Raw genomic sequence first — 20,867 nt, forward strand, 5'->3', positions numbered from 1 at the left:
CAGGCTTCAAAAAAGTGGACTATGCCCATACGCAACTGGAAGCCAGCGATGGCACAGTTCGAGATTATATATCAGGATCGGATTTAACAGTGAAACCAGCCATTTACACAAAATCTTTTACAGTCTCTTTACCTCATGCGGTGCCTGTGATTTGACCGCTACATATGCCTACACACCTCATCAAGCCTGTGGATTTTTTGTGGGATTGGGCCTACACACCTTGTCAAGCCTGTGCGCTTTTAAATGGCAACGGCCTACACACCTCATTAAGCCTGTGAACGAACATCGTCGATTTGCCTACACACCTCATTAAGCCTGTGGATTTTTTGTGGGATTGGGCCTACACACCTTGTCAAGCCTGTGCGCTTTTAAATGGCAACGGCCTACACACCTCATTAAGCCTGTGAACGAACATCGTCGATTTGCCTACACACCTCATTAAGCCTGTGGATTTTTTGTGGGATTGGGCCTACACACCTTGTCAAGCCTGTGCGCTTTTAAATGGCAACGGCCTACACACCTCATTAAGCCTGTGAACGAACATCGTCGATTTGCCTACACACCTCATTAAGCCTGTGGATTTTTTGTGGGATTGGGCCTACACACCTTGTCAAGCCTGTGCGCTTTTAAATGGCAACGGCCTACACACCTCATTAAGCCTGTGAACGAACATCGTCGATTTGCCTACACACCTCATTAAGCCTGTGAAGGTCTATCGTGTAAGGCCTACACACCAAGCCAAAACTAGCTTAACTGATTTATCATATGTCTACACACCAAGCCAAAACTAGCGAGCTGCCATATTGGCATGTCTACACACCAAGCCAAAACTAGCTTTTCTTATTTATCCCAAGTCTACACACCAAGCCAAAACTAGCCTTTGCTAACGCAATGCTAATATATGTAGATGATAAATGCAAAATAATATGCTAGATTTGATTGTCGGTAATGACTATTAAGGTGGCTAAATTGCAAACTGATTTATCGGAAATAGAGTTTAATGATAGCGAGGGCGTGTCGGTATGGATTCCTTATCTGCAATCACTTATCAAAAGCGATAAAGCGAGGATTTGGCAGGCCGAGTTCCAAGGTGGTTCTATCCGACTTGATTTAAGGAAAATTCACACGTTAATGCTATACGGTGCGTCAGGCAGTATCCCTATTGAGTTTTTACTGGAAGCGGCTAAGCATGACGTCACTATACTTATCCACTCAAGTCGCACGAGAAAACCGATGGTGCTTACGCAGCATCATCGAGCGGGTAAGCGGGATGCGCTAAGTGCTCAAATTATATATCGAGCAAACGAGCGAAAGCGTCTTGTCATCGCAAAGGCGCTTGTGCATGCGCGTATTTTACAGATGAGTTGGCAGCTAGGTAGTGCTCAAGAGCTGGCAGGCCAGGCGCTTCGCAAGAAAAGCTTAATTGAGCTGCGTGCGCATGAGGCGGTAGTAACCAAGCGATACTGGCAGCGTTTTTATGAAGAAGCTGGGTGCGCGGGCATGACGCGCCGAGAGGATAGCGACATCAACCAAGCTTTAAATGCCTGTGGTTCATTTTTAGTGGGTAAAATCATGCGCTGGGTGGTCTTTCACCGTTTATCGCCTACGCATGGATTTTTACACGAGCCGGTGAGTTATGAGGCGTTAGTTTATGACTTGCTGGAGCCGGTTCGTCACTGGGTTGAGTGCGCGGTCATGGAAGCAAGTAAAAGTGACACCTCAAATTTAATTGCGCACAGCTTGGCAGTCTTAAAGAAAATGCTTGGTGAGTGGGTTGAGGTACCGTCATTGCAAGTGGAGGCAAAACGTAAACAGGTTTTGCATGGTCATGTGCTGGCGCTTCGCAGTTATTTACTCAACGAAACACGGAAACTTAACTTACCAATCGATTCGACGGAGCGCGCCTCTGGAAGGCCAGTAAAAGTGGCTTATCAGATCCCTGGTGCGGTAAAGCGGTACCGCTAAAAAATGAATAGAAGCGTGATTTTTCAAGGCCGAGAAAAGGACAAACCCGCCGAAGCGGGTCTGTGAGTTGCGGTAGACTATGGATGCTTACGCGTTCCCACCCGCAACACTGTGTAAGAGGAATATCGCACGTCGAATAATTAAGGTCAAGAGCAAAGAAGGGACAGCATGAAAAAATATTATTACGCTCACAATCAAGAAAACGGCACGACGCGCAAGACCAGCCTGAGTGAAATGAGTGCCACACGACTCAATAGTGAGCTCAAAAAGGCGCTGCCGTTCAACAAAAACACAAAACGGACTGAAACACTCATCTTCCCACTAAAGCATGTTGAGTCCTTTGACATCGATGTGATTCGTGCGCTTGATAGGCAGGCATCTGGATTTGGACCAGGCTCCGTGACATGGTTTTTAGCGCAGCTCTCGTTGGCCGGCTTTATTGTTTGCGACGCGACCTCAAAAGGACGGCAATATCAAAGCGCAATCGATAAGGCGCAAGACATAAAAGCAATCGACGCATTATGTGAAAAGGCCGGTTTTAAGAAGGGATTTTACGGAATATCAGAGCTTATTAGCATGTCCCCGCGTGGAACCAATAAAAGCTGGGACAAAGAGACCGTCTACAAAGTATTTTCTCAACGTTTAATTGGCAAAAATTTGGATAACGAGGTTATCAGCTCGGCGGTCAATACTGTAGTGGCGTCATTCGATGGGTGGGGGGAAGAATCTAAAGCACCATTTACGCCGGAAGCGCGAGCGAGCCTTATTGCGGCGACGTTGAACAAGGTCAGTGGTACGAGTTTATCTGACCAGTATTTATTGAACTTATGCACTGGCACGTCCTCACGAAAGCCTCTTGAAGAAACATATCCTGAATTAAAGACATCGCCATTAGCATGCCTTCCTTCTGTTCGCCTGAGTGACGCCAAAAGCAGAGTTCAGATCATTAATAGTGATAGCTACGTTATCGAGGCGAGCTTACTTTGCGCGCATGAATCATTAAGTGCCGTCGGGATTGATTTCGACTATAAAGCAGCAACCAGCGTACTGGCCAGTAATGGCCCCACATACAATGGACTTTCATGGCTTTTAAATAAAGGCATTAGAGTTTTTGCTGAAGCACCACTTGATGATTTATGTGATTACTTTTCAGTAGCCCAGGATTTAATGGAGCCGGTAAAGGCTTCGGCCAAGCAACTTGTCGGCATTAAAGATCTCAAGGATTATCGCTCCACCATTGGCGGCAGCATCAGTTCTTTTGCAAGCAAACTATTCGACCGCATTCATGAAATTGATGCAAAGCTAAACACGATTGATGCGATATTGAGCGAAACGGAAGCGTTAGACTTCCCAGAAAGCCTTTTTGAAGCCGATGTCGAGCGTATTTATTGGGGGAGTGGATTAACCCCTGAATCTGCGCGAACGTTTTTTGCGCAGCTTCCTCATGTTATTGCTGAATTACAACGAGACATCCAAAACCTTTCAACAGGGAAATTATCAGCGAAAAGCATTAGCTCCGTGCATAGGGGTATAGATTCACTGAATGACTATAGCGCGATACTCAACATCATAGGAAATAACATCCGAAATGTTCAATCCGATTTGGATGCGGCGAAAGCCAACAAGACTGATGCAGTAGATGAGTTGCGCGAACTATTAAAGAAAGCGGCATTTCCTGATATTTGGCTGGCGCTGGCTGACCGTAAAACGGATCTTAATTTGACGATCACTAAGCTACCTCAAATTCGGTTTGAAAGTGAGACTCCAACAGAGAGTATCGAGCAAGCAATTGACGGGATAGGGCATGCAAACAAATTAATCCCGAAAATCATGGCCAAACTGCTTTCCACGAATGAAGTTGATGATATTTCGGCATTACTCCCTGGGCTCGTTGAGTCGTATAAAGATACGCTAAAACATCAAGATGCCCGCCATTTTAAGATTCGCGGGTTTAATATGGACGATGACGTTATGGAAGAGCGCGCCCGGCGCCATTTCCTGCATATTTGGTTCACATTTTTACGCAACCTGTCACCATCCTCAGTTGAGTCAGCACGTAAGATTTTAGACTCGCTGGCGCTTTTGCCGAATACGCCGGTAAACGGAAACCCAAGATGGCGGTATGTGGTGCATGCGTTCATGACGGAGCGCAAAGGTTATTTTTACAAATCTTTATTTGCGCGAAACAAACATAACCCCTACCCATTCGACGCAGCGCGTCTGTTAGCGCTTCCGCTTGCCGATGTCGTACAAAGAACACTGGATGCTGTCGTGGACGAGTTCGACCGCTACGAAGTGATATGCAAGTTAATGGATATGGCGTGCCGCGTAAATGAACGTTCATTCAAAACCAATGAACTTTATGCAGATAGCTGGCCACTCGCTTTAGAGTTGCAGGGCATTCTGGCGAGCAGTCATGAGAACCAAGTGCCTGCTGATTCACGTCAAATTCGCAAGCTAATCACTAAATACACTGTGAGCATACGTAATGCTGCAGGTTTGGTATTCAATAACAATCATTTTGAGACAGCATCTTTAAGCCCAGTAGATCCACTGAAAGGTTTAGTTTATTTGCCAAAACTCACCAATGCAGATGGTACTAAGCGTCAGTGGCGGCCGGACCCGCGATTATTTAAAGAAACTCACCCAGCTCACAATGCATTCATGCATTTAGGGTTAAAGGTTGGGGAGTCTATCGATGTGGAAGAGGCCATAGAGACGTTAGTAAGCACCAAGGCCCATAAGCGAGGCGGTAATGACTCAGGGCATTTATCTTTCCGTTATTTGCTGAAACTTATGCCGCATCACTGGGGCGCATATTTGCCAGGTTTCACACTGAGGCAAGAGGCCAATTTCATAAGCAAACTTTCAAAAGTGATCGTCATTGAAAAAGGGGATACCTCGGTTTTATCATTTAAAGATGAACAAGCAGGTCAGCTCTTTTCTTTAAACCTTCCGCCGCATTATCAAAACAAGCTGGATGAAGTGCTTATTAATCTGCGCGCCAACTCGCCAGGTAAGTTAAAGTTTAAATGGAAGTATCAACTTCAAACAGATAACTCAATTAGTATGACTCCAGATCGCGTAGAGCTTCATTCTGTGCTCATTCAACAGCCTGCAGAGAGCGAGAGTGTAGACACAGCGTATTTAGATCGTCTGGTCGGCATAGATTTAGGTGAACGAGGCATAGGCTTTTCAGTGCGTGAGTTATCCGCTGTCGGAGAGCAGGTGGCAAGCCAGGTCATCGAGCGGGGCTTCATACCGATACCGGCGCTTAAGCGCATTGACAATGCGTTTGAGGAGTATCGGCGTAAAGCAAATGCCTGCGCTCATGTGCGTCGTCCCTTCGTCGACTACTCCAAACTAAGAGAGTCAACAGCTGGGCATGTCGTTGCAGCAATAAAAGCGCTTATGGTGGAGTTTAAAGCGCTTCCTGTCCTTGAGGCGTCAATGAATCGTCCGAGCGCTGGCGATGGGCTTTTAAAGCTTGTGTATGACTTGATTGTATCTGAGTTTACCTTTCAGAACGTAAAGACCGTGGATGCGGCTCGTGAAAACACATGGGTTGGTGATTTCATAACGCACCCAGGATATCAGCAAGTATTAGTAAGTGAAAAAGGTAAGGAAAGCATTAAACCATTCAACCTATTCCCTGGCACCTCAGTAAATGGAGCGGGGACATCACAAGAATGTTCCTGCTGTCTGGTCAATCCAATTAAGGCGGTTAAGGAGAGCACAGCCAATGAGTTTGCGATTGAGAAAGGTGGTTTAGTTGTTGTAAATGAAGAGCTGACACTACGCCTCTTTTCCCCTGCTAGTATTTTAAACCCCGATTCAGGATTGTCATTTATGCCGCAGGGGATTTTGAAAAAGGATAAGCTCGTTACGCATCTTCGTAAGCACATGAGGACTGGCAAGAAGAACAAAAAATCGAAGGATAGCTCTGTAAGTCAGTTCCATTGCTTTAATGCTGAGTGCGAACATAACCAGCCGGCCAAAAAACTACATTCCGATGTGAATGCGGCAGACAACATTGTTCGACGTAAGATATCTCGACTACAGGTTATTTGAGGGAGCAGTCACCTGATTTCGACATGTTTCTTACTTTTAAAACCTCAACCACAATCATTGCGTGGTTTTTGCTGATGTTGGTTGAGGTTTTGTATAAGAAAGTAATAACTGCGGCGCTGTATATAGAGCTTTTATTGCAGCGCTTTCAGAATCAAACGCAAGGCCTTTTCTATAGCTTCCGCGATGCTCGATAGGTCTCAATGAGGAGCTTTAAAACATCGTTATAAGAGAGCCCTTCATGCATGCTTTTAATCATCTCCAGTTCGAGCTTAACATCCTGTGAAATGGCGACTGTCTTGAGCGCTAAGTGTTTACTTTTGCTCCGTGAACTTCCTTTGATTTTTCGATTCACGGCCCGCATCGCATTGCTGTATGCCTTTGGTGGAATATGCTTCTGAGCCCATGCAAACACTTCTTCTGTGATGTTGTCGGAGAATAGATTGATTTGACGCAGCTCCGATCTAGCATTTAGTTGTTGCTCATCAGTAAGAATCGCTCGATAGCGACTCCAATCGCGAAAGAAGCCTTGGAAATACCGAATGAGCTCACTAGCTTGCTCTTTGTTAGGTACTGTTCGTTTTTTCATGCGGTTTCCTTATCGTGCGCTATCGCACGAAGTAGAGCCAATTAAAAAGCCCGTATATAAAGGCGCTTACGCTATTTAGTGCGGTGTCGCACTAATTTAAGATAGCATTTAGCGTTTCCCGAATCAACGATATAGGTGGGAATGGTGCGCTATCGCACGATAAGGTGTCGCATGGTATGGCTTTCAAGAATGGTGTCTAGGCTATTCGGTGCGTTGTCGCACTTAAAGGGGTCTTTGCCTGCGTGATGGTACAAGTTGGCATTCTCTCTGCCGAATCCAGCACAGAGAATGCCAAGTGTATACAGAGATTAATCCTGCGGATCGTCCTCTTTGCTGTGAATCCGGTTGTAGATTTCCTCTCGATGAACAGGCACATCGCTTGGCGCACTAACACCTATCCGCACCTGATGCCCTTTTACACCAAGAATTGTGACTTTGATATCGTCACCAATCATCAACGTCTCATTGTCACGCCTTGTCAAAATCAGCATTTAAGCCTCCATTGCTTGTAGTTAAGTAGTAGCACTCGTTAGGCTGATCATGTTTGGCAGTCGGATTGATTGCCAATTCAGAAGTATTAAATCACGAATAAATAATAGCGCAATAAAATAATTGCTGTAGTATAAATTGTACTCTAGCGAATTAGGTGTGCTTATGTGGCAGTTAAATACAAGAAGAAGAGATGTCGTCATTCAAAAAAGGTTGGCACCGCAATGCGCCAAATGGCTTGTGCAGCACGCTGAGGAAGCGCAAGCGGTTTTAAGCGAAGAAGATGCCAATCGATTTCAACGGCTTCTTTCCACGGCGGTACTCAATAAAAGTGATACGGAATTATGGCCACGATTTAGTCGTGTTGTGATGAGCGTGTTCACCCCGGAACAATGGCAGCAGATTCGTAAGCGCTTCTATAATTACCGGCGAAAAATGGAGCAAGACGGTACTCAGAAAGCTACGAGAACCATTCAGGTTCCGGTATCTATCTACCAAGAGCTTGCGGATATAAAACAACAAAACGGACAGACGTTTGCTGAGGTAATAGACGATCTACTTTCAATGCGAAAGTCACACCCAAACAACGAGGAATAATAATGTTTTCGCTAGTCCAATGCTTCATTGACGCTGGCCTGGCTGGTACTTTTGGGGTTAGTGATTAGCATGTTGTTTCCTACATACTTAAAACCTTTTTCATAAGCTAGTTTACTCTTTGCTGATGAGTCGTTGTAGGGAAGCCCGGCTGCGGCATCATCAAATCCTTGTAGGTAGTCTGGGCCATTTACTTTTGCGCAAGCACGATGAAGCTCACTAAAATCGACCTTTAGTTTCAAGGCAATCTCCTTTAGGCCACTTCGTATGCAGGTGGCTTTTGTTGAATAATCAATTCGTTTAACAGGGTTTTAAATGGCAGTGAAGAAACAAGCATGAGCCATGCAGTTGCCATACAGTCAGCACTGGCACGTTGTGATTCAAAGAACCAACCGTAATCAAACAGAAGCGACTCGAGTGACGCTAATGTGTGACCGAACGCTTTCCAGTCAATGTTGTTATGCGCACATACCCAAGGGATGTGTTTTGGGAACCTGGAGAACCGTTGATAACAAACGGATCGTTGAGTGGGTGCATGGTGAGTAATAATAAAATCTACATTTTCTAGGTGCTCATAAACAAATGAGTCACAAATAGACTGTCCTTTTAAATCGCTATTCTGAATGCCGGTTCGCTCAGTAATGGTGCTTGAAAGATTCACGTGAGGATCTTCAAGTAAAGAAAACGCATAATCGAGTCGAGTGATGCGTTGCTGACTAGGGCTATATCTTCCGATAAGAAGGCCTAAGTCAATAAGTGTTCCATCTGATGAGTCTTCATGTGTTGTTTTGCAGCCAATCACTGCAAATTTGCGCTCTTCCCCAAGTGATTTCATGTCGATATTGAGTCGCAAACGTTGCCCACTGGCTATAGAGTTAAGTTCGTTTGTTAGGGGGACTCGATTTAAGATGAGTGCATTTTTACCTAATGCGAATGGAGGGCGGCAGCTATGCTTGAGCATAATATCGCTGGGAAGCTGGCTCTGATATATCTTTAAAGGCTTCATAAATTCAATCCTTCAATAATGACGTCAGACGGTCGTGAGTAGAATGAACTGACATAGCATTGTCGCAATTAATTCAGCCCGCAAAGTCTCATTTAGGTGCCGTTTTTGTGGTGTAAAAGAGGAAATGTTATTGTCCTGTAGGCTAGACTGGTCAGAGTTAAGTAAGGGATAGAGTGATGCACAAGACAGATCTAGCTGCCCATAGCGCCATGCTCACTGCAGAGTTAGCTCGGCGTTTTGCTGGCCAAAAGAATAACGGCATTTGATATTGAAGATACACATACATTTGAGGGCAAAGAAAAAGAGCAGGTTACTCAACGCGGTTTTGTTGGAATGGCAATTTCGCAACGCAAGGTTATCGATGAGAATGGTTGCTTCGATGATTTGCTAGTGCTTTCTGTATTTGCGCCGTGTGAGGCTTCTCGGCTAAAAATTTTGGGTATCCGGATTTGGCTGTTGTTATCAACGCTTGAATCCGATTTAGGAGTGTGATGAATGAATGAAATGTTAATGCTATTTTCCGGTGCACTGCTGGCTTGGATGGCGGATTGGCTCTTTAGTTTTTGGCGTCGAAGCCAAGAGGATTCTAGGCGTAGAGATGCAAGACTGCTCCTCAAGCGGCACGGCCTAACGCCACAGCGATACCTTGCAACTATTGGCGAAGAAGACTTGGAGTTACGTTCTGCGCTCGATGCCTTCGCGTTTACTGGATATGTCATTACGGACTCCAAGGGGCAGGTGGTAGGAAAGTTACTCCCAACACTCAAGAAAGGGCCTCACTTGCGTCTAGTCGTGTCTAACGATTAGGGGTTTGGTTGTTGTCGTCAACCGTAAAATCCGGATACCCAAAATTTTAAGCACATTTCAATTGTTCGGGTTTGATTTATTCGTGCCTGAAACAGAGGTACAACCCAGAAAGGTTGGTTTCATCAGCATTGTTGGCACAATGCTTCAACAACAAAAAGCAGCATAGAAGGTAAAATATGAACAAAAGTGAATTAATTGATGCAATTGCACAAAGCACTGGATTATCAAAAGCAGATAGCGGTCGCGCGTTAAATGCGGTGACCGAAAAGATCACAGAAAGCTTAGCCAAAGGTGAGGAGGTTGCACTTGTGGGTTTTGGAACATTTAAAACCTCGCATCGAGCAGAGCGGCAAGGCCGAAACCCGGCTAATGGCCAGACAATCACGATAGCGGCAGCTAAGGTTGCACAATGGAAGCCGTCAAAAGTGGTCAAAGAAGCCCTCAACAAATAAAGAGAAGGGGAGCTGGCGTCGCTGAACCTAGCTCCCCTCGCTTAGCAAACTTCGTTAAACAGCGCGTCTTATGTAGTGCTGCCCTTTCGCCTCAATAACCTCCAAGCAAGCAACACAGTGTGCTGACTCTGGCCTCTTGATGAGCCGTGCAACTGGAATATCAATACCGCACTCTTCACAGTATCCAAACTCATTCACGGACAGCTTCACTAGCGCCAGCTGCAATGCATTTAACTTCTTCCGAAGAAGGCTAAGCTCACTTGCCAATACGCGGCGCAGCTCAAATTGACTGGCTACGTCGCTATCATCGGCCAAATTACCGGACGCTGCATTGACCTGCTCTTCTTTGGCTCGAATAATTTCGGTTGTCAGTGCGATTTGTTCTTTAATTGTCGTTTCCCATGCTTCAGAGGTGTTTTCATGTTGGATTTTTAGTGCATTCATAACGTCCTATTCCTCGTTCTTTTAGGTGAATATTGTCAAAGCGTGGTAAATGCGCAACGCACTGCGTGAGGGCTGTTACTACATCGTCCAAGTCGTCATTGATTTGTTTATTTGAAACGCGAAGTAGCAACCAACCAAAGCGTGCAAAGTCCGTTTGCTTTTCGCGATCACGCTGAAAGCCTTCTTTGTATTTCCCGTGAAACTCCCATCCATCCATTTCGATACCAAGCCGATACCGAGGGAGCGCCATGTCGAGCGCCCATTTTCGCCCCGTAAAAGGAGCGTTCATTTCACACACCACCTCGCCGGACTCATCAAAACGTCCATAGCGAGCCACTACAGCCCGATAGAGGCGAACAACGGGCAGTGAAGGGGGAAGAGTGCATAATGTATCTTCCAGCGGCACAGTGCGTCGCTTACTGCTTGATTTGATAGCTTTTCGCAAAGCGCCAGCATCCGCTTCTTTAATTCGTCCTTTAGCGATTAATTGCTCGAGTGTTTTTGAATCAACAATTCGTATGGCCATGATGTCCTCTTTCAGTGTTAGCCATGACGATAACACGAAGTGTGATCAAGGCAATTTTTTGCACCCTGCATTCCTGACTGAAAGATTCAGGCTGCAATCATTGATAAACGCATTATATGGGGAGGTCTTTACGTTCTTTCGTCATTTAGGGAGAAAAGAACCACTCTAAATGAGCAAAAGTGGGGGTTTAGGCGGGATATAGTTGGCATGAACGAAATCTGGTCAAAATGCGAGAGGGTGCGGCGTGATTGAAGTTAGTCTTCATTTAATAGAGCGAGCAACGGGAGTTGAACTTACTTATGAGGGCAGGGAGCTTTTCGATGAAAAGTTAGTGGAGCATCGCCAAGAGGAGTTAAGTCGGTTATACCGTCAATACGATGTGGTCTGCAGTTGTCATGCAGACGGGGTTCGAATGCACGTTAAATTTCGCATGGACACGGGGCTTTATTATCTGGCTGACAATCCAACGTCGCCGGCGCATCGTGAGGGGTGTGAGTTTCAAAAATCGCATCGTTTTATGGATGAGCAAGAGAAGAGTGAAATGAGTCATGATGCGGACGCTTGGGATTTGCCTCAATCCTATACGTTTTTTGCTCATGCGAGCAACGAGGGTAGTAAGTCAACGGCCAAGGTATCACGGCGGGGGCAAAAGGGGGCTGTAAAGCCTTCATTATTTAAGCGTCTGGTGTATACGCTTCTCGATGAGTCATTTTCTAATTTCTATCACGGCAGCACGACCACGCCATACACGGCTGCAAACACCATCAATGAGAATGAAGCGTTGTTACAGCGTGTGCAGCCTCAAAGTCCTGAAGAGCTTCCCTTTAAGGTGCATTACGGTCATCGGGGTCACATGGCATTAGGTAAGCAGCTTTTGACGTTGGCGGCGTCGGGTGTGTCTGGTTTTGGTTTGTGGTTTGAGAAGGCCGATAGTTGGGAGGTACGTGACGGAGAGTTTCATTACCGTCTTGACGAACAGTGGTACCGATGTCAATTAGCGTGCCCCGCTCCGGAGGTGGACATATCTGGCCCCTATTTTATAGCGGGTTTATTGGCGCCCCCTGTGGGTGAGGGACGCTGGGTAGAATTGCGAGCGTTATTGGTATTACCTGTAGCGACACGCCGAGCTATGGTGGTGGTTCATAGTGAATCAGAAAGGGAGTTTGTTGAGGCGGGTGCTTCCGAGGTGATTAAAAACCGGCATGAGAAGCTTTATATAGGGCGAATGCTAAGACCATGGCGATTTGATGAGGAGTCAATGGACGGTCCATTTTTCATTGGCAAGCGAGTCGAGCCGCGCCATCGTGTGATTACATTGCTCGATGATTGCGGCATAAGTGTGGCGGAGCGTTATGAGCGCAGATTTAATGCGTCGATGTATGCACCTTTGCAGGCGTTATCGTTATTGAAAGGTGAAAATTGAATACATCATACCTTAACTCAAAGAAAAGAATGGGGCTGCATATCCACCTCCATCTGTTGAATTTACATTTGCAAAACCTTCTTTTTTTTCTTCTTCTTTTCTTCTTCTTTCTTCGATTTTAGGCGCGCGGTCGAGCAGGACACCAAAAGGTTGTTCAGGGAGAGCCCAAGCGCCAGCGGCGCGAGGGCAGGGGTTAAGGATGGATAAAAGGTATGATGTATTCATAATGAGCTATACTAAAGGATAAACCCATGGAGCTGACCGAGAAGCATCGCCTTAAACGTAAACGAAAACGCTTAAAACAACTGCTCTATGCCATCGCATGCCTGCTTATCTTGCTTTTAAGCCTGATCAGCTGGCTGTAAAAAGCACAACGTGAACGAGGACTCCACAATGAATCCCATTAGTATCATGCAGGCATCACTGACCAATATGGATACTCACCTCAGCGAGTTTTGCGAACGACTTAAACATGCACAGCTCATCCAAGCCGATATCTTTCAAATACCACCGGCTACACTGGCCGATGAAGGGAAAATGACTGTTGACGATTTTTCTGTCACTCACCTTTGTGGACAAACCGCACTAGATCACATGATGTCCCATGTTCGCTCCTACTATGCCAAAGAAGATGAAAGCCGTCGCATTGCACGACGTCTCCCTGGATTGATCGTCATTCAAACGCGCGAAATCGAACCGCTATTGGATTGTGCGTATAACATTCGCAAAGAAAAGCATGATTTTTATAACGCACTGCAGCGCCTCCCTGGCAATGCAGAAGAACGCCATGAAATCGTGCACAAGGCACTTCCAAACCTGATTACCCTCAATGTCACCCGCCAGCTGACAATCACACAACTGCCTATCCGCTCTGCACGCTTCTCATGGGTCCACAAACACTCCATGAAACGTATGAGCAAAGCGCAAGTCATTGAACAGCTAGAAAAGGCATTGAAACATGGTAGCAATCGTACACTCGACCAAGAAGCCTTTATTGATGGCGTCAATCGAGAGCTCATCGACATGCAAGCACTCCCTAAAGACGCATTCTTAACAACACGACGGCCATTACGAGTATCGCCCATGGCGAACCTCAGCTACCAAAACGAAAAAAAGCGAGAAAGCGTTTCCGCTCACTCGCCATTTATCATGCTCTGTGATAAAACCATAAAGTCGGTAAAAATCACTCCGTTAAAGAATTACCAAACAAAAACGCACCAAACCCCAGACGGCTACGAGCTTATTCTTCCTCGTCTTCATCTCTACCGTATTCGGCACCGAGAAAGTGACGCCAGCTGACAAACTCTTCGTAGTGACGTGCGGGAATCGATGGAATACCTTTTGGCCGCAACCCTTTGCGGCAAAATTCCCGCCAATCATTAATGGTTTCAAGATCGTACTGCTTCATGTAGCTACGCGCCTGTTCATAACTCCACCAACGCGCATTTTTATCAGCCAACAACGCATCCCACCCTTCAAATTCATCAACGTAATAATTCTCAGGGTTCATCGGCGCATTAATGAGTCCGTAACGAACCGCATCTTTATACTTGGATTTTGTGTCTATTTGACGCTTCTTGCATAGCTGACGCAACTCATCATAAGTTGGGATGTCGTCGATGGTGTGATTACTTAAAAGGTATTCACGGCCACGCTGGAAAAAATCGACCCAGCTCTCTATGTCGTCATAATAAACAGTAGGCTGACTCGGTACATCAGCGGGGCGCTCCATGCCTTTAAATTGCTCTCTGCCGGCGCATAACTTTAAAAAATCAGAACTGTTTTGACAGCCCATCATAATAAGCTTTGCCGCCGCCTGCTCGCTAGGCAGCTTTGGGACTGATCGCGATTTTGATTTGGTCATCATCTTTTGAAATTTCCAACTGCTCAGGATCAACACCAAACGTAAACATAATACGTCGAATTGCCTTTAAAGCCTCGGTGAACGAGGTGTGCCATCCCTCAAATATTACCCCACCATCAATCGGGGAACCTCCTGTTGTCACAAACCAAAGGGGAAAGTAAAACGATGTAACTCGACAAATCACTAAAGGCTCACTCAAGTTGATCGCGCGAATTAATGCCCGGCGCTCTACTGTATCATTTTGAGTCAAAATTACGCTCCTAACTCGACGTTTTCTTTAGTATAACGAAGTAAAATATCTATCTACTTTCATTTAAGAGTCAAAAACGCAGTGAAAAAATAAAATTGCGTCAATGCCAATTGCTGATACGTTAATGACAAAAGGAGAAGCCATGAATACTGCATTAACAACCGAAGTTGTAGCATCTATATTCTTAAAGTACCTCACATTGCAGCCAGTGGAGCTACTGCTTGACAGTAATAACACTGAGCATGAAATTAAGCTGTGGATATGCCCTGATCACGGCACGCCAGCAATGGGCGCCGGCATTCAAGACTTACCCTTGGACTTGCCGGTTGCGTGTGTATACCCATCTAACTTTAAGTACAAACGTAACGATGAAAACATAACCAATGTAACGCATAACGATGTTCTTAATCAACTTTTAATCGCTTTAAGCCGGCAAATGCGAGCTCAGCTTCACTCCTTTGATGTTTCAAATAATCAGAAAGCAAAAGAAGCACTAATGAAGCTAATTGAGCAAGATAAAGACATTATTGAAATCGCAAACACGTTCTTCCCGATGCACCAGAAAGTTATGAGTCACTGATGTCAAAGTCGAATATCAATACAACCCTTTGGGTCGCTCGATACCAGCCAACAGCCATTATCATTGCAACCGTATTAAGTGTGTGCATTGCAGTGGGTCTGTATATTGTGTTTACGCACAACGTCGTCCATGGCCACGGAAAGCTACCGACCATAGGATGGTACTGGGGAATCCCCGCAATGATGCTGGCGCTGCTTACAAACCTACGGATCAGCCTTTGTGCTGACACGCTAGAGTATGTGTGGCGAATCGGTCCAGTGAAATTACATCAACCCATCACGTATGAGGGCGGTAAAGTCCATTGGAATAATGTCCGAGGAAAAAATAAAACCTACCAATTGCGTTATCACCTCGATGAAACACAGCATCATATCATCACACTCAACCAGAAAGGCGCAATTATGGTTTCAACAGTAGTTGCCCTTTTGGAAAGAAGTGTGGGAGAGTAATAAATTTGCACACTTATTTGAACCCATGTAAACTTCAATCAAACTGGGTTCAAAAAAGTATGGCGATTTATGACTGTATATTTAAGCCTTGGCAAAGATACACAGGGCAACTTTCATCACATTGACTCTCAGAAGTCAGGCAAGGGCGATTTATCTTGCCCTTTCTGCCAGTGTCCGTTAATCGCTGTGAAAGGTAAAACGAAAGCGGCTCACTTTAGACATGACGGCGAGACTTGCAACGAGTCTATGAATGAGATCCCGCAGATTCCCGCATGGCATCACTTTCACCTCAACTATCCATTAGAGGTCATCGACGCATTAAAAGACGGCTATCAAGCGGATAGCAAGCCGCCGAACATGTTTCAACACTGGAAATCTGGATTACATCGCTTTACACGTACAGCCCAACAAGAACTGTTTAGCCGTGACGACTGGACAGATAACCTTATCTTTTCACCAACCGCGAGAACCATCCTTGGTAGCTTACCGCTATTAGGGTTTAGCCAATGGATGCGTAACACCTTACAGATGCGCGTTCACACGCTGCGCGAAGCTATTGAACAAGGGACTCAAGATCGAGCTTGGCTCGAAATAGAGGCGCACCGCCAGCAAGCGATTCTCAAGGCGTCACTGTATCTGTTTGAGTACCAACTAGAGGATAACAGCGTTATTCACAAGGTTGGGAGAACATCGAGAGAGCCTGAACACCGCTTGAAAGAAACGGTACTCGATCTAGAAAAAGCCACAGGCAAAGCTGTAGTTAAAAGCACTGTTTTACGCAAAGTTGCGAATTGTGGTCACGTTGAAAAGTATGTTTTTCATCGTTACAACAATCAGTTAGCCAACATTGGCTCACGCACAGAATATCTGGTACTTGATGCTAAATCATTGAAGCGATTGAAAGCGGAATTTACCAAGCTGACGAACAACAATGAATCCTTCAACAAAGCGGAACGATTCATTGTTACTGGACGTTGGAAGTATGAAGAAAAACGCCTCGCAGCGTCTAAGCGTGGCATCGAGCTAACCCAACGCGAAAGCGGTAAGTTTGGTCGGCCTAAAGGAACTACGGTCAGCACTGACGAATTTCTAATAAAGCACTCTGATATTGTTACCAGTTTAGAGCGTGGACGCTCTATCAACCAAACCGCAGAATTTACAGGTAAAGGACGTTCAACCGTCAAGCGCGTAAAAGCAGCCATGAGCAAAAAACGAGTATGATACTTTAATACTCAATATTAGCTAGATTCAGACTCGGTACGAGCAATTAGTATGATGCTTTATTTTCTGATATTGGTCAGTTTTCTACGGTAGAACAAGGCTTGCAATGACATTGAGTATGATCCTTTATTACTCTCCTACAAAAAGTGAGCACGAATAATAGTTGGTAAATTTTCACCACGAATTTACAGTGAAAATGTAAAAAAAGTATCGGTAATCTCAAGTAGCATGATCACTATGACAAGATAAAGTGAGCTCAATTATGCTATCCAATCCCGATACAGAATGCATTGGCGCCAATACGGAAACAAACAAGGTCACACGACCTGTCTTTCATGCTCAGGCTATTTTCAGACTGGGTAGCGAAACCCGAGAGGGGAGGGAGCTTTTGCTTCGCAACTACGCAGGGTATTCGTTGGCCGAGATATTAAAGAAACCAGAGCTCTTTATTACGCTCATGCCAGGTCTTTTTAATACCAAGATAGATTGCATCAAAGGTATTTGCCCCAGCGAAGGAAAGAAGATTTTCATTAATCTTACCCCAGGGCAGATCAAAAGCCCTCACTTAGAGGAGTGCATTACGCGACTTCTTGAGGTAGCCTCTCCTGAGTTTAAAATTGTACTTGAAGTAACCGAGAATGAAGTTGTCGATGACTGGAATTACACGCTTAGAACACTTCATGGATTACAAGAGCGCGGTATTGAAATTGCCATTGATGATTTCGGGGCCGGCTACGCCAACTTGAAGTCGCTCATACAAATTAGACCAACATACGTGAAGGTCGATCGTCTCATTCTCGATAAAGCCTGCATTCAACCTCAAGCCGAAAACTTTGTATATGCATTAGTAAACTTCATTCACAATCTTGAGATGAAAGCGATTTTGGAAGGCATAGAAACAGCCAAGCATTTAGCTATAGCTATCAAAAGCCGTGCCGAATTCGGTCAAGGTTACCTCTTTGAAAAACCTAAAGCGATTGTATTACCTTAATACCCAAGTCGCGACGGCTCACGCCATAGACGAGGGTTTACAGCGTTTTTGCTAATGAATGCAGACGCCAATTAATTCACCACCTGACATTTTATTCCAGCTAGCAACGGCTGATTCAGTGTAAGGGCTTATCTCTATTTGAGCTTGCTCTCTTCTCATCGTATCTGGATTGTACGCGGGACGAATACTCGCGATATTTGTATGGTAACTATATTTTTGCCCTCTACCCCAACCGACATCCCGCATACCTCGTACTGGAGCGCGGCGCTGAGTACCGGTGTATATCTCACCGAAAGGGCTACAAATTGACATCCGCTCAATGATGGTATCGATATTAATAAAGGGATACTGCTCTGAGTAAGGCTTTAGTATTGCACTAATTTCCTCATGCCACGTAATTAGCCCTTCAGGATTTGTCATCGAATTTTCCACCGGAGGCAAGCGAGGCGTGTAACGGTAAGCGATCTGAATCACATTACTCTGGCGATTGTTGGCTAAAACTTCACGAGTCACATTAGCTACTCTCATTGCCTGAATAGCCGGCACAAAATAATGCAGGTACACATCTTTCATCACCTCAGCTAACACTCGCTCTTGAGCTAATCTTGTATTTATTAGACGCTCATCATTTGAGGCAAACTCTTCCGCCATGGCGCTTTCATAGCCAGCACGCGCCCTTCGCAGGAAATGTTCTGATAGCATTTGCGAATCAACCTCACGCACGGCGTCATATATTTGCCCTGCTTCACGTGCGCTTCGCTGGGTTGCTGCAACTTTAACAATGGCCTCTATCACAGCGGCTTTGTCGTAGTGAATAACCGAGGTGAACTCAACTACGTTTTCAGTATGGTTAATACTTGTATGCGTGAATTCATGACGCAGGCCAGCCAATCTCCAACTCTCAATGCGACTGGTATATGCACCATTCGTCACTTGCTCTCGCCCTAGAATTAAGGCGGGCAATTCATGCATCCCATACTCCAATGCTCTTTCTTGGGCAGCTATCATCGCTTGTTCGAGCGTTTGATTGGAAATATCGACCGATTGCTTGTACTCGATTGAGTCCGACGCACGCGCCGGTGACATCGAAACAATAAGAACCAGGAAAATTAAAGTAACGACCTTCATCGAGTTTCGGCAAGGAGACTCTGCGCTTTAGGGCAGAGAGGAATTGCCGCTCCATAGGTAAAGTTGTATCCATCGCTGCGCTGAAGTATCCGACAATGCTTGTGGGATACCCCCTGCACAACACCTGATTTGGTTTGAACATTGAACGAACCGCTGCTACGCACCGCAACCCGTCCCACATACACTCCTTGTTTCTTGCCCGTTGGCACACTGGCCGCCACCATGTCGCCAGTTTTAAAACCGTTAACGACCGAGGTTTTTTTGGCGCGTGTTGCGTTTAGCTTCCCGCTGCGCTGTGAGCAAAGCTGCGCCCAGGCATTAGGGTACAGCGAGCCTTTATCCTCGTTGCAGGTGCGACAACTGATGACATGGTTTGCCCGCCGGTTGCTGCCACCCAATGCCCGGGGAACAATGTGTTCTTTCTCCAGTACTGCATCGCCCGCCAGACCGTCGCAATAGGCACAGGTATGCTTGTGGCGATACAACAGGTATTCCCGAAGCTCCCAGCCGAACAATGAGCCTTGCTGATAGTCCATGCCGGCCATGTTCGGGTTTTCCATAATTTGTGTATCGAAGCGAACGGTTTCCACGTTGGCGCTTACAATAGGCGCAAATTGGGTTAACCGTTTTGCCCAAGTTTCGACGTTATGCACGCGTGACACGACGGATGGCGCTAACCAGCCTCTTGGCCGTGTGCGATTTAAAAACCGCGGTGCCCGGCAGCGGGTTTTGCGGTTTCGCCGTGACCGGCGAATGCCGCGCCGACCGTCCAATACGGATTTAATCTGCTGACCACGGTGGCCAATGTGTAATGCCCATGCTGCGCACTGGCCGCGCTGATACTCTGCAACCAAGGCCACGCCGGTTGTTTTACTGCCCGGGTCAACATTCAGTGATAGCGGCTGCGTATCACCGCCCGCTCTGTCTTTTAAGATAATCGTGAACGGATAACGACGAAACACCGCAGCCTTGCCATCGCGCAAGAGCTGACGGGCCCGTGCGCTGCTGCATGGCATTAACGGTTGTTTCTGATTATCGAGCACCAAAACTCGCACGTATCCATTCTCCAAAGTAATGACGGTTACCCGTCGTTCTCCACCGAAGTGGGTTATGTGTGCCTCGACCGTGTTATTCGAAGGTTTTTCCAAAACGACACTGGCTTAACCCATTACACCTGTTTAATCGTTTTGCGCAGAGCGAGGGACTGGCAAGTCATCCCACGGTGCCTATGTATTTTTCGATAACGGCTCCATCAGTTGCCCGACGGGGTCTGGCCAACTCAGGGCTTTTGCAAGCCCGCCCCTTTAGGGGGGGGGTAGTTGACAATGACTCCTAAAAAAGGTTGCATACCTCACGATACACAACCTTTTAATTCACGCAATTTTTTTGTCAAAGCCGCAGCAAGCTAAGCCAATACCTTAATCTGGATCTTCGTCAGCGAATGGGTCGATTGACGGTAGACTGTCATTATCACGGTTAGCTTTTCGCGCACCTTCCTTCCTTGCTGCATCTAACTCGTTCTGTCGCTTAATTCGTTCCCTATTCTCGTCAGAAGAGTTAGGTGTAGATGACGAAGCTGGATTTGCCTCTGGCCGTGCCGGTGCCACTGGCTTGTCGTCCTTTGTAGGCGTTGACGTTGGCGCTGACGTTGGTGCTGACGTTGGTGCTGACGTTGGCGTTGTTGACACTGACGGTGCTACACCACTCACAGGCTTATTGTCTTGGCTCTCTGGCCGTGACGGTGCCGCTGGCTTATCGTCCCTTGTAGGCGTAGGCGATGGTGTTGTTGACACTGACGGTGCTACACCACTCACAGGCTTATTGTCTTGGCTCTCTGGCCGTGCCGGTGGCTGATCGTCCTTTGTAGGCGTTGTTGCCACTGGCTTGTCGTCCTTTGTAGGCGTTGACGTTGGCGCTGACGTTGGCGTTGTCGACACTGACGGTGCTACGCCACCCGCAGGCTTATTATCTTGGCTCTCTGGCCGTGACGGTGCCGCTGGCTTATCGTCCCTTGTAGGCGT

General features: G+C 46.2%; 22 protein-coding genes and 1 pseudogene. 11 read left to right on the forward strand and 12 right to left on the reverse strand.

Annotation, left to right across the window (positions count from 1 at the left end):
• Nucleotides 1-969 precede the first annotated feature (969 nt).
• The gene (locus M1L23_RS02475) at nucleotides 970-1,965 is read left to right on the forward strand and encodes a CRISPR-associated endonuclease Cas1 (protein ID WP_252625423.1); all 996 of its coding nucleotides are present in this window, start codon (nucleotides 970-972) and stop codon (nucleotides 1,963-1,965) included.
• 168 nt (nucleotides 1,966-2,133) lie between these two features.
• Complete coding sequence (locus M1L23_RS02480; RefSeq protein ID WP_252625424.1) at nucleotides 2,134-6,036, forward strand: hypothetical protein; 3,903 nt, start codon at nucleotides 2,134-2,136, stop codon at nucleotides 6,034-6,036.
• 169 nt (nucleotides 6,037-6,205) lie between these two features.
• Here M1L23_RS02480 and M1L23_RS02485 read toward each other — a convergent pair whose 3' ends face one another.
• Both M1L23_RS02485 and csrA read right to left on the reverse strand, forming a co-directional pair.
• The gene (locus M1L23_RS02485) at nucleotides 6,206-6,622 is read right to left on the reverse strand and encodes a hypothetical protein (protein ID WP_252625425.1); all 417 of its coding nucleotides are present in this window, start codon (nucleotides 6,620-6,622) and stop codon (nucleotides 6,206-6,208) included.
• A 308-nt stretch (nucleotides 6,623-6,930) separates the two neighbouring features.
• Nucleotides 6,931-7,113, reverse strand: a complete 183-nt coding sequence (gene csrA / locus M1L23_RS02490) for a carbon storage regulator CsrA (RefSeq protein ID WP_252625426.1) — start codon at nucleotides 7,111-7,113, stop codon at nucleotides 6,931-6,933.
• 163 nt (nucleotides 7,114-7,276) lie between these two features.
• On the opposite strand from csrA, the gene M1L23_RS02495 reads away from it, so the two are divergent.
• Nucleotides 7,277-7,708, forward strand: a complete 432-nt coding sequence (locus M1L23_RS02495; protein ID WP_252625427.1) for a hypothetical protein — start codon at nucleotides 7,277-7,279, stop codon at nucleotides 7,706-7,708.
• Nucleotides 7,709-7,719: 11 nt separating this feature from the next.
• Here M1L23_RS02495 and M1L23_RS02500 read toward each other — a convergent pair whose 3' ends face one another.
• The gene (locus tag M1L23_RS02500; protein ID WP_252625428.1) at nucleotides 7,720-7,947 is read right to left on the reverse strand and encodes a hypothetical protein; all 228 of its coding nucleotides are present in this window, start codon (nucleotides 7,945-7,947) and stop codon (nucleotides 7,720-7,722) included.
• 11 nt (nucleotides 7,948-7,958) lie between these two features.
• A complete protein-coding gene (locus tag M1L23_RS02505; protein WP_252625429.1) occupies nucleotides 7,959-8,711 on the reverse strand; it encodes a hypothetical protein in 753 nt (250 codons plus the stop codon).
• Between the two features lie 237 nt (nucleotides 8,712-8,948).
• On the opposite strand from M1L23_RS02505, the gene M1L23_RS02510 reads away from it, so the two are divergent.
• Both M1L23_RS02510 and M1L23_RS02515 read left to right on the forward strand, forming a co-directional pair.
• Nucleotides 8,949-9,203, forward strand: coding sequence for a hypothetical protein (locus tag M1L23_RS02510; RefSeq protein ID WP_252625430.1), 255 nt, complete (start codon nucleotides 8,949-8,951; stop codon nucleotides 9,201-9,203).
• Between the two features lie 491 nt (nucleotides 9,204-9,694).
• The gene (locus M1L23_RS02515) at nucleotides 9,695-9,970 is read left to right on the forward strand and encodes an HU family DNA-binding protein (RefSeq protein WP_252625431.1); all 276 of its coding nucleotides are present in this window, start codon (nucleotides 9,695-9,697) and stop codon (nucleotides 9,968-9,970) included.
• 54 nt (nucleotides 9,971-10,024) lie between these two features.
• On the opposite strand, the gene M1L23_RS02520 is transcribed toward M1L23_RS02515, so the two are convergent.
• Together M1L23_RS02520 and M1L23_RS02525 are read right to left on the reverse strand one after the other, a co-directional pair.
• Nucleotides 10,025-10,414 carry a TraR/DksA family transcriptional regulator gene (locus M1L23_RS02520; RefSeq protein ID WP_252625432.1) on the reverse strand — a complete coding sequence of 130 codons (390 nt, stop codon included), beginning with the start codon at nucleotides 10,412-10,414 and terminating at the stop codon, nucleotides 10,025-10,027.
• Nucleotides 10,389-10,940, reverse strand: a complete 552-nt coding sequence (locus tag M1L23_RS02525) for an endonuclease domain-containing protein (RefSeq protein WP_252625433.1) — start codon at nucleotides 10,938-10,940, stop codon at nucleotides 10,389-10,391. The genes M1L23_RS02520 and M1L23_RS02525 overlap by 26 nt, the downstream gene beginning before the upstream one ends.
• A 244-nt stretch (nucleotides 10,941-11,184) precedes the next feature.
• Between M1L23_RS02525 and M1L23_RS02530 the strand changes: the two genes are divergently transcribed.
• Nucleotides 11,185-12,363 carry a hypothetical protein gene (locus tag M1L23_RS02530; protein WP_252625434.1) on the forward strand — a complete coding sequence of 393 codons (1,179 nt, stop codon included), beginning with the start codon at nucleotides 11,185-11,187 and terminating at the stop codon, nucleotides 12,361-12,363.
• Between the two features lie 12 nt (nucleotides 12,364-12,375).
• Here M1L23_RS02530 and M1L23_RS02535 read toward each other — a convergent pair whose 3' ends face one another.
• Nucleotides 12,376-12,588 (reverse strand): hypothetical protein, encoded by a 213-nt coding sequence (locus tag M1L23_RS02535; protein WP_252625435.1) that lies wholly within the window; start codon nucleotides 12,586-12,588, stop codon nucleotides 12,376-12,378.
• A 168-nt stretch (nucleotides 12,589-12,756) separates the two neighbouring features.
• On the opposite strand from M1L23_RS02535, the gene M1L23_RS02540 reads away from it, so the two are divergent.
• Nucleotides 12,757-13,662, forward strand: a complete 906-nt coding sequence (locus M1L23_RS02540; RefSeq protein ID WP_252625436.1) for a DNA replication terminus site-binding protein — start codon at nucleotides 12,757-12,759, stop codon at nucleotides 13,660-13,662.
• Here the strand turns inward: M1L23_RS02540 and M1L23_RS02545 are convergent.
• Nucleotides 13,604-14,230: a hypothetical protein gene (locus tag M1L23_RS02545; protein ID WP_252625437.1), complete on the reverse strand. Its 627-nt coding sequence runs from the start codon at nucleotides 14,228-14,230 to the stop codon at nucleotides 13,604-13,606. The genes M1L23_RS02540 and M1L23_RS02545 overlap by 59 nt on opposite strands.
• Nucleotides 14,187-14,477, reverse strand: a complete 291-nt coding sequence (locus M1L23_RS02550; RefSeq protein ID WP_252625438.1) for a hypothetical protein — start codon at nucleotides 14,475-14,477, stop codon at nucleotides 14,187-14,189. The genes M1L23_RS02545 and M1L23_RS02550 overlap by 44 nt, the downstream gene beginning before the upstream one ends.
• Nucleotides 14,478-14,619: 142 nt before the next feature.
• Between M1L23_RS02550 and M1L23_RS02555 the strand changes: the two genes are divergently transcribed.
• The 4 genes from M1L23_RS02555 (at nucleotide 14,620) to M1L23_RS02570 (ending at nucleotide 17,718) form a co-directional block, all read left to right on the forward strand.
• Entirely contained in the window at nucleotides 14,620-15,057 is a 438-nt protein-coding gene (locus M1L23_RS02555) for a hypothetical protein (RefSeq protein ID WP_252625439.1), read from the forward strand.
• Nucleotides 15,057-15,506, forward strand: a complete 450-nt coding sequence (locus M1L23_RS02560; protein ID WP_252625440.1) for a hypothetical protein — start codon at nucleotides 15,057-15,059, stop codon at nucleotides 15,504-15,506. The genes M1L23_RS02555 and M1L23_RS02560 overlap by 1 nt, the downstream gene beginning before the upstream one ends.
• A gap of 69 nt (nucleotides 15,507-15,575) precedes the next feature.
• A complete protein-coding gene (locus M1L23_RS02565) occupies nucleotides 15,576-16,727 on the forward strand; it encodes a GIY-YIG nuclease family protein (RefSeq protein ID WP_252625441.1) in 1,152 nt (383 codons plus the stop codon).
• Between the two features lie 262 nt (nucleotides 16,728-16,989).
• Entirely contained in the window at nucleotides 16,990-17,718 is a 729-nt protein-coding gene (locus M1L23_RS02570) for an EAL domain-containing protein (protein WP_252625442.1), read from the forward strand.
• 51 nt (nucleotides 17,719-17,769) lie between these two features.
• Here M1L23_RS02570 and M1L23_RS02575 read toward each other — a convergent pair whose 3' ends face one another.
• The 3 genes and pseudogenes from M1L23_RS02575 to M1L23_RS02585 all read right to left on the reverse strand — a co-directional run.
• A complete protein-coding gene (locus M1L23_RS02575) occupies nucleotides 17,770-18,846 on the reverse strand; it encodes a hypothetical protein (protein WP_252625443.1) in 1,077 nt (358 codons plus the stop codon).
• Nucleotides 18,843-19,889 carry an RNA-guided endonuclease IscB gene (gene iscB / locus M1L23_RS02580; RefSeq protein WP_252625444.1) on the reverse strand — a complete coding sequence of 349 codons (1,047 nt, stop codon included), beginning with the start codon at nucleotides 19,887-19,889 and terminating at the stop codon, nucleotides 18,843-18,845. Before iscB ends, M1L23_RS02575 begins: the two co-directional genes overlap by 4 nt.
• 375 nt (nucleotides 19,890-20,264) lie before the next feature.
• Nucleotides 20,265-20,867, reverse strand: a pseudogene (locus M1L23_RS02585) (hypothetical protein); the annotation flags it as partial.

Source organism: Aliidiomarina quisquiliarum, assembly GCF_023922585.1.
Classification (GTDB): Bacteria; Pseudomonadota; Gammaproteobacteria; order Enterobacterales; family Alteromonadaceae; genus Aliidiomarina; species Aliidiomarina quisquiliarum.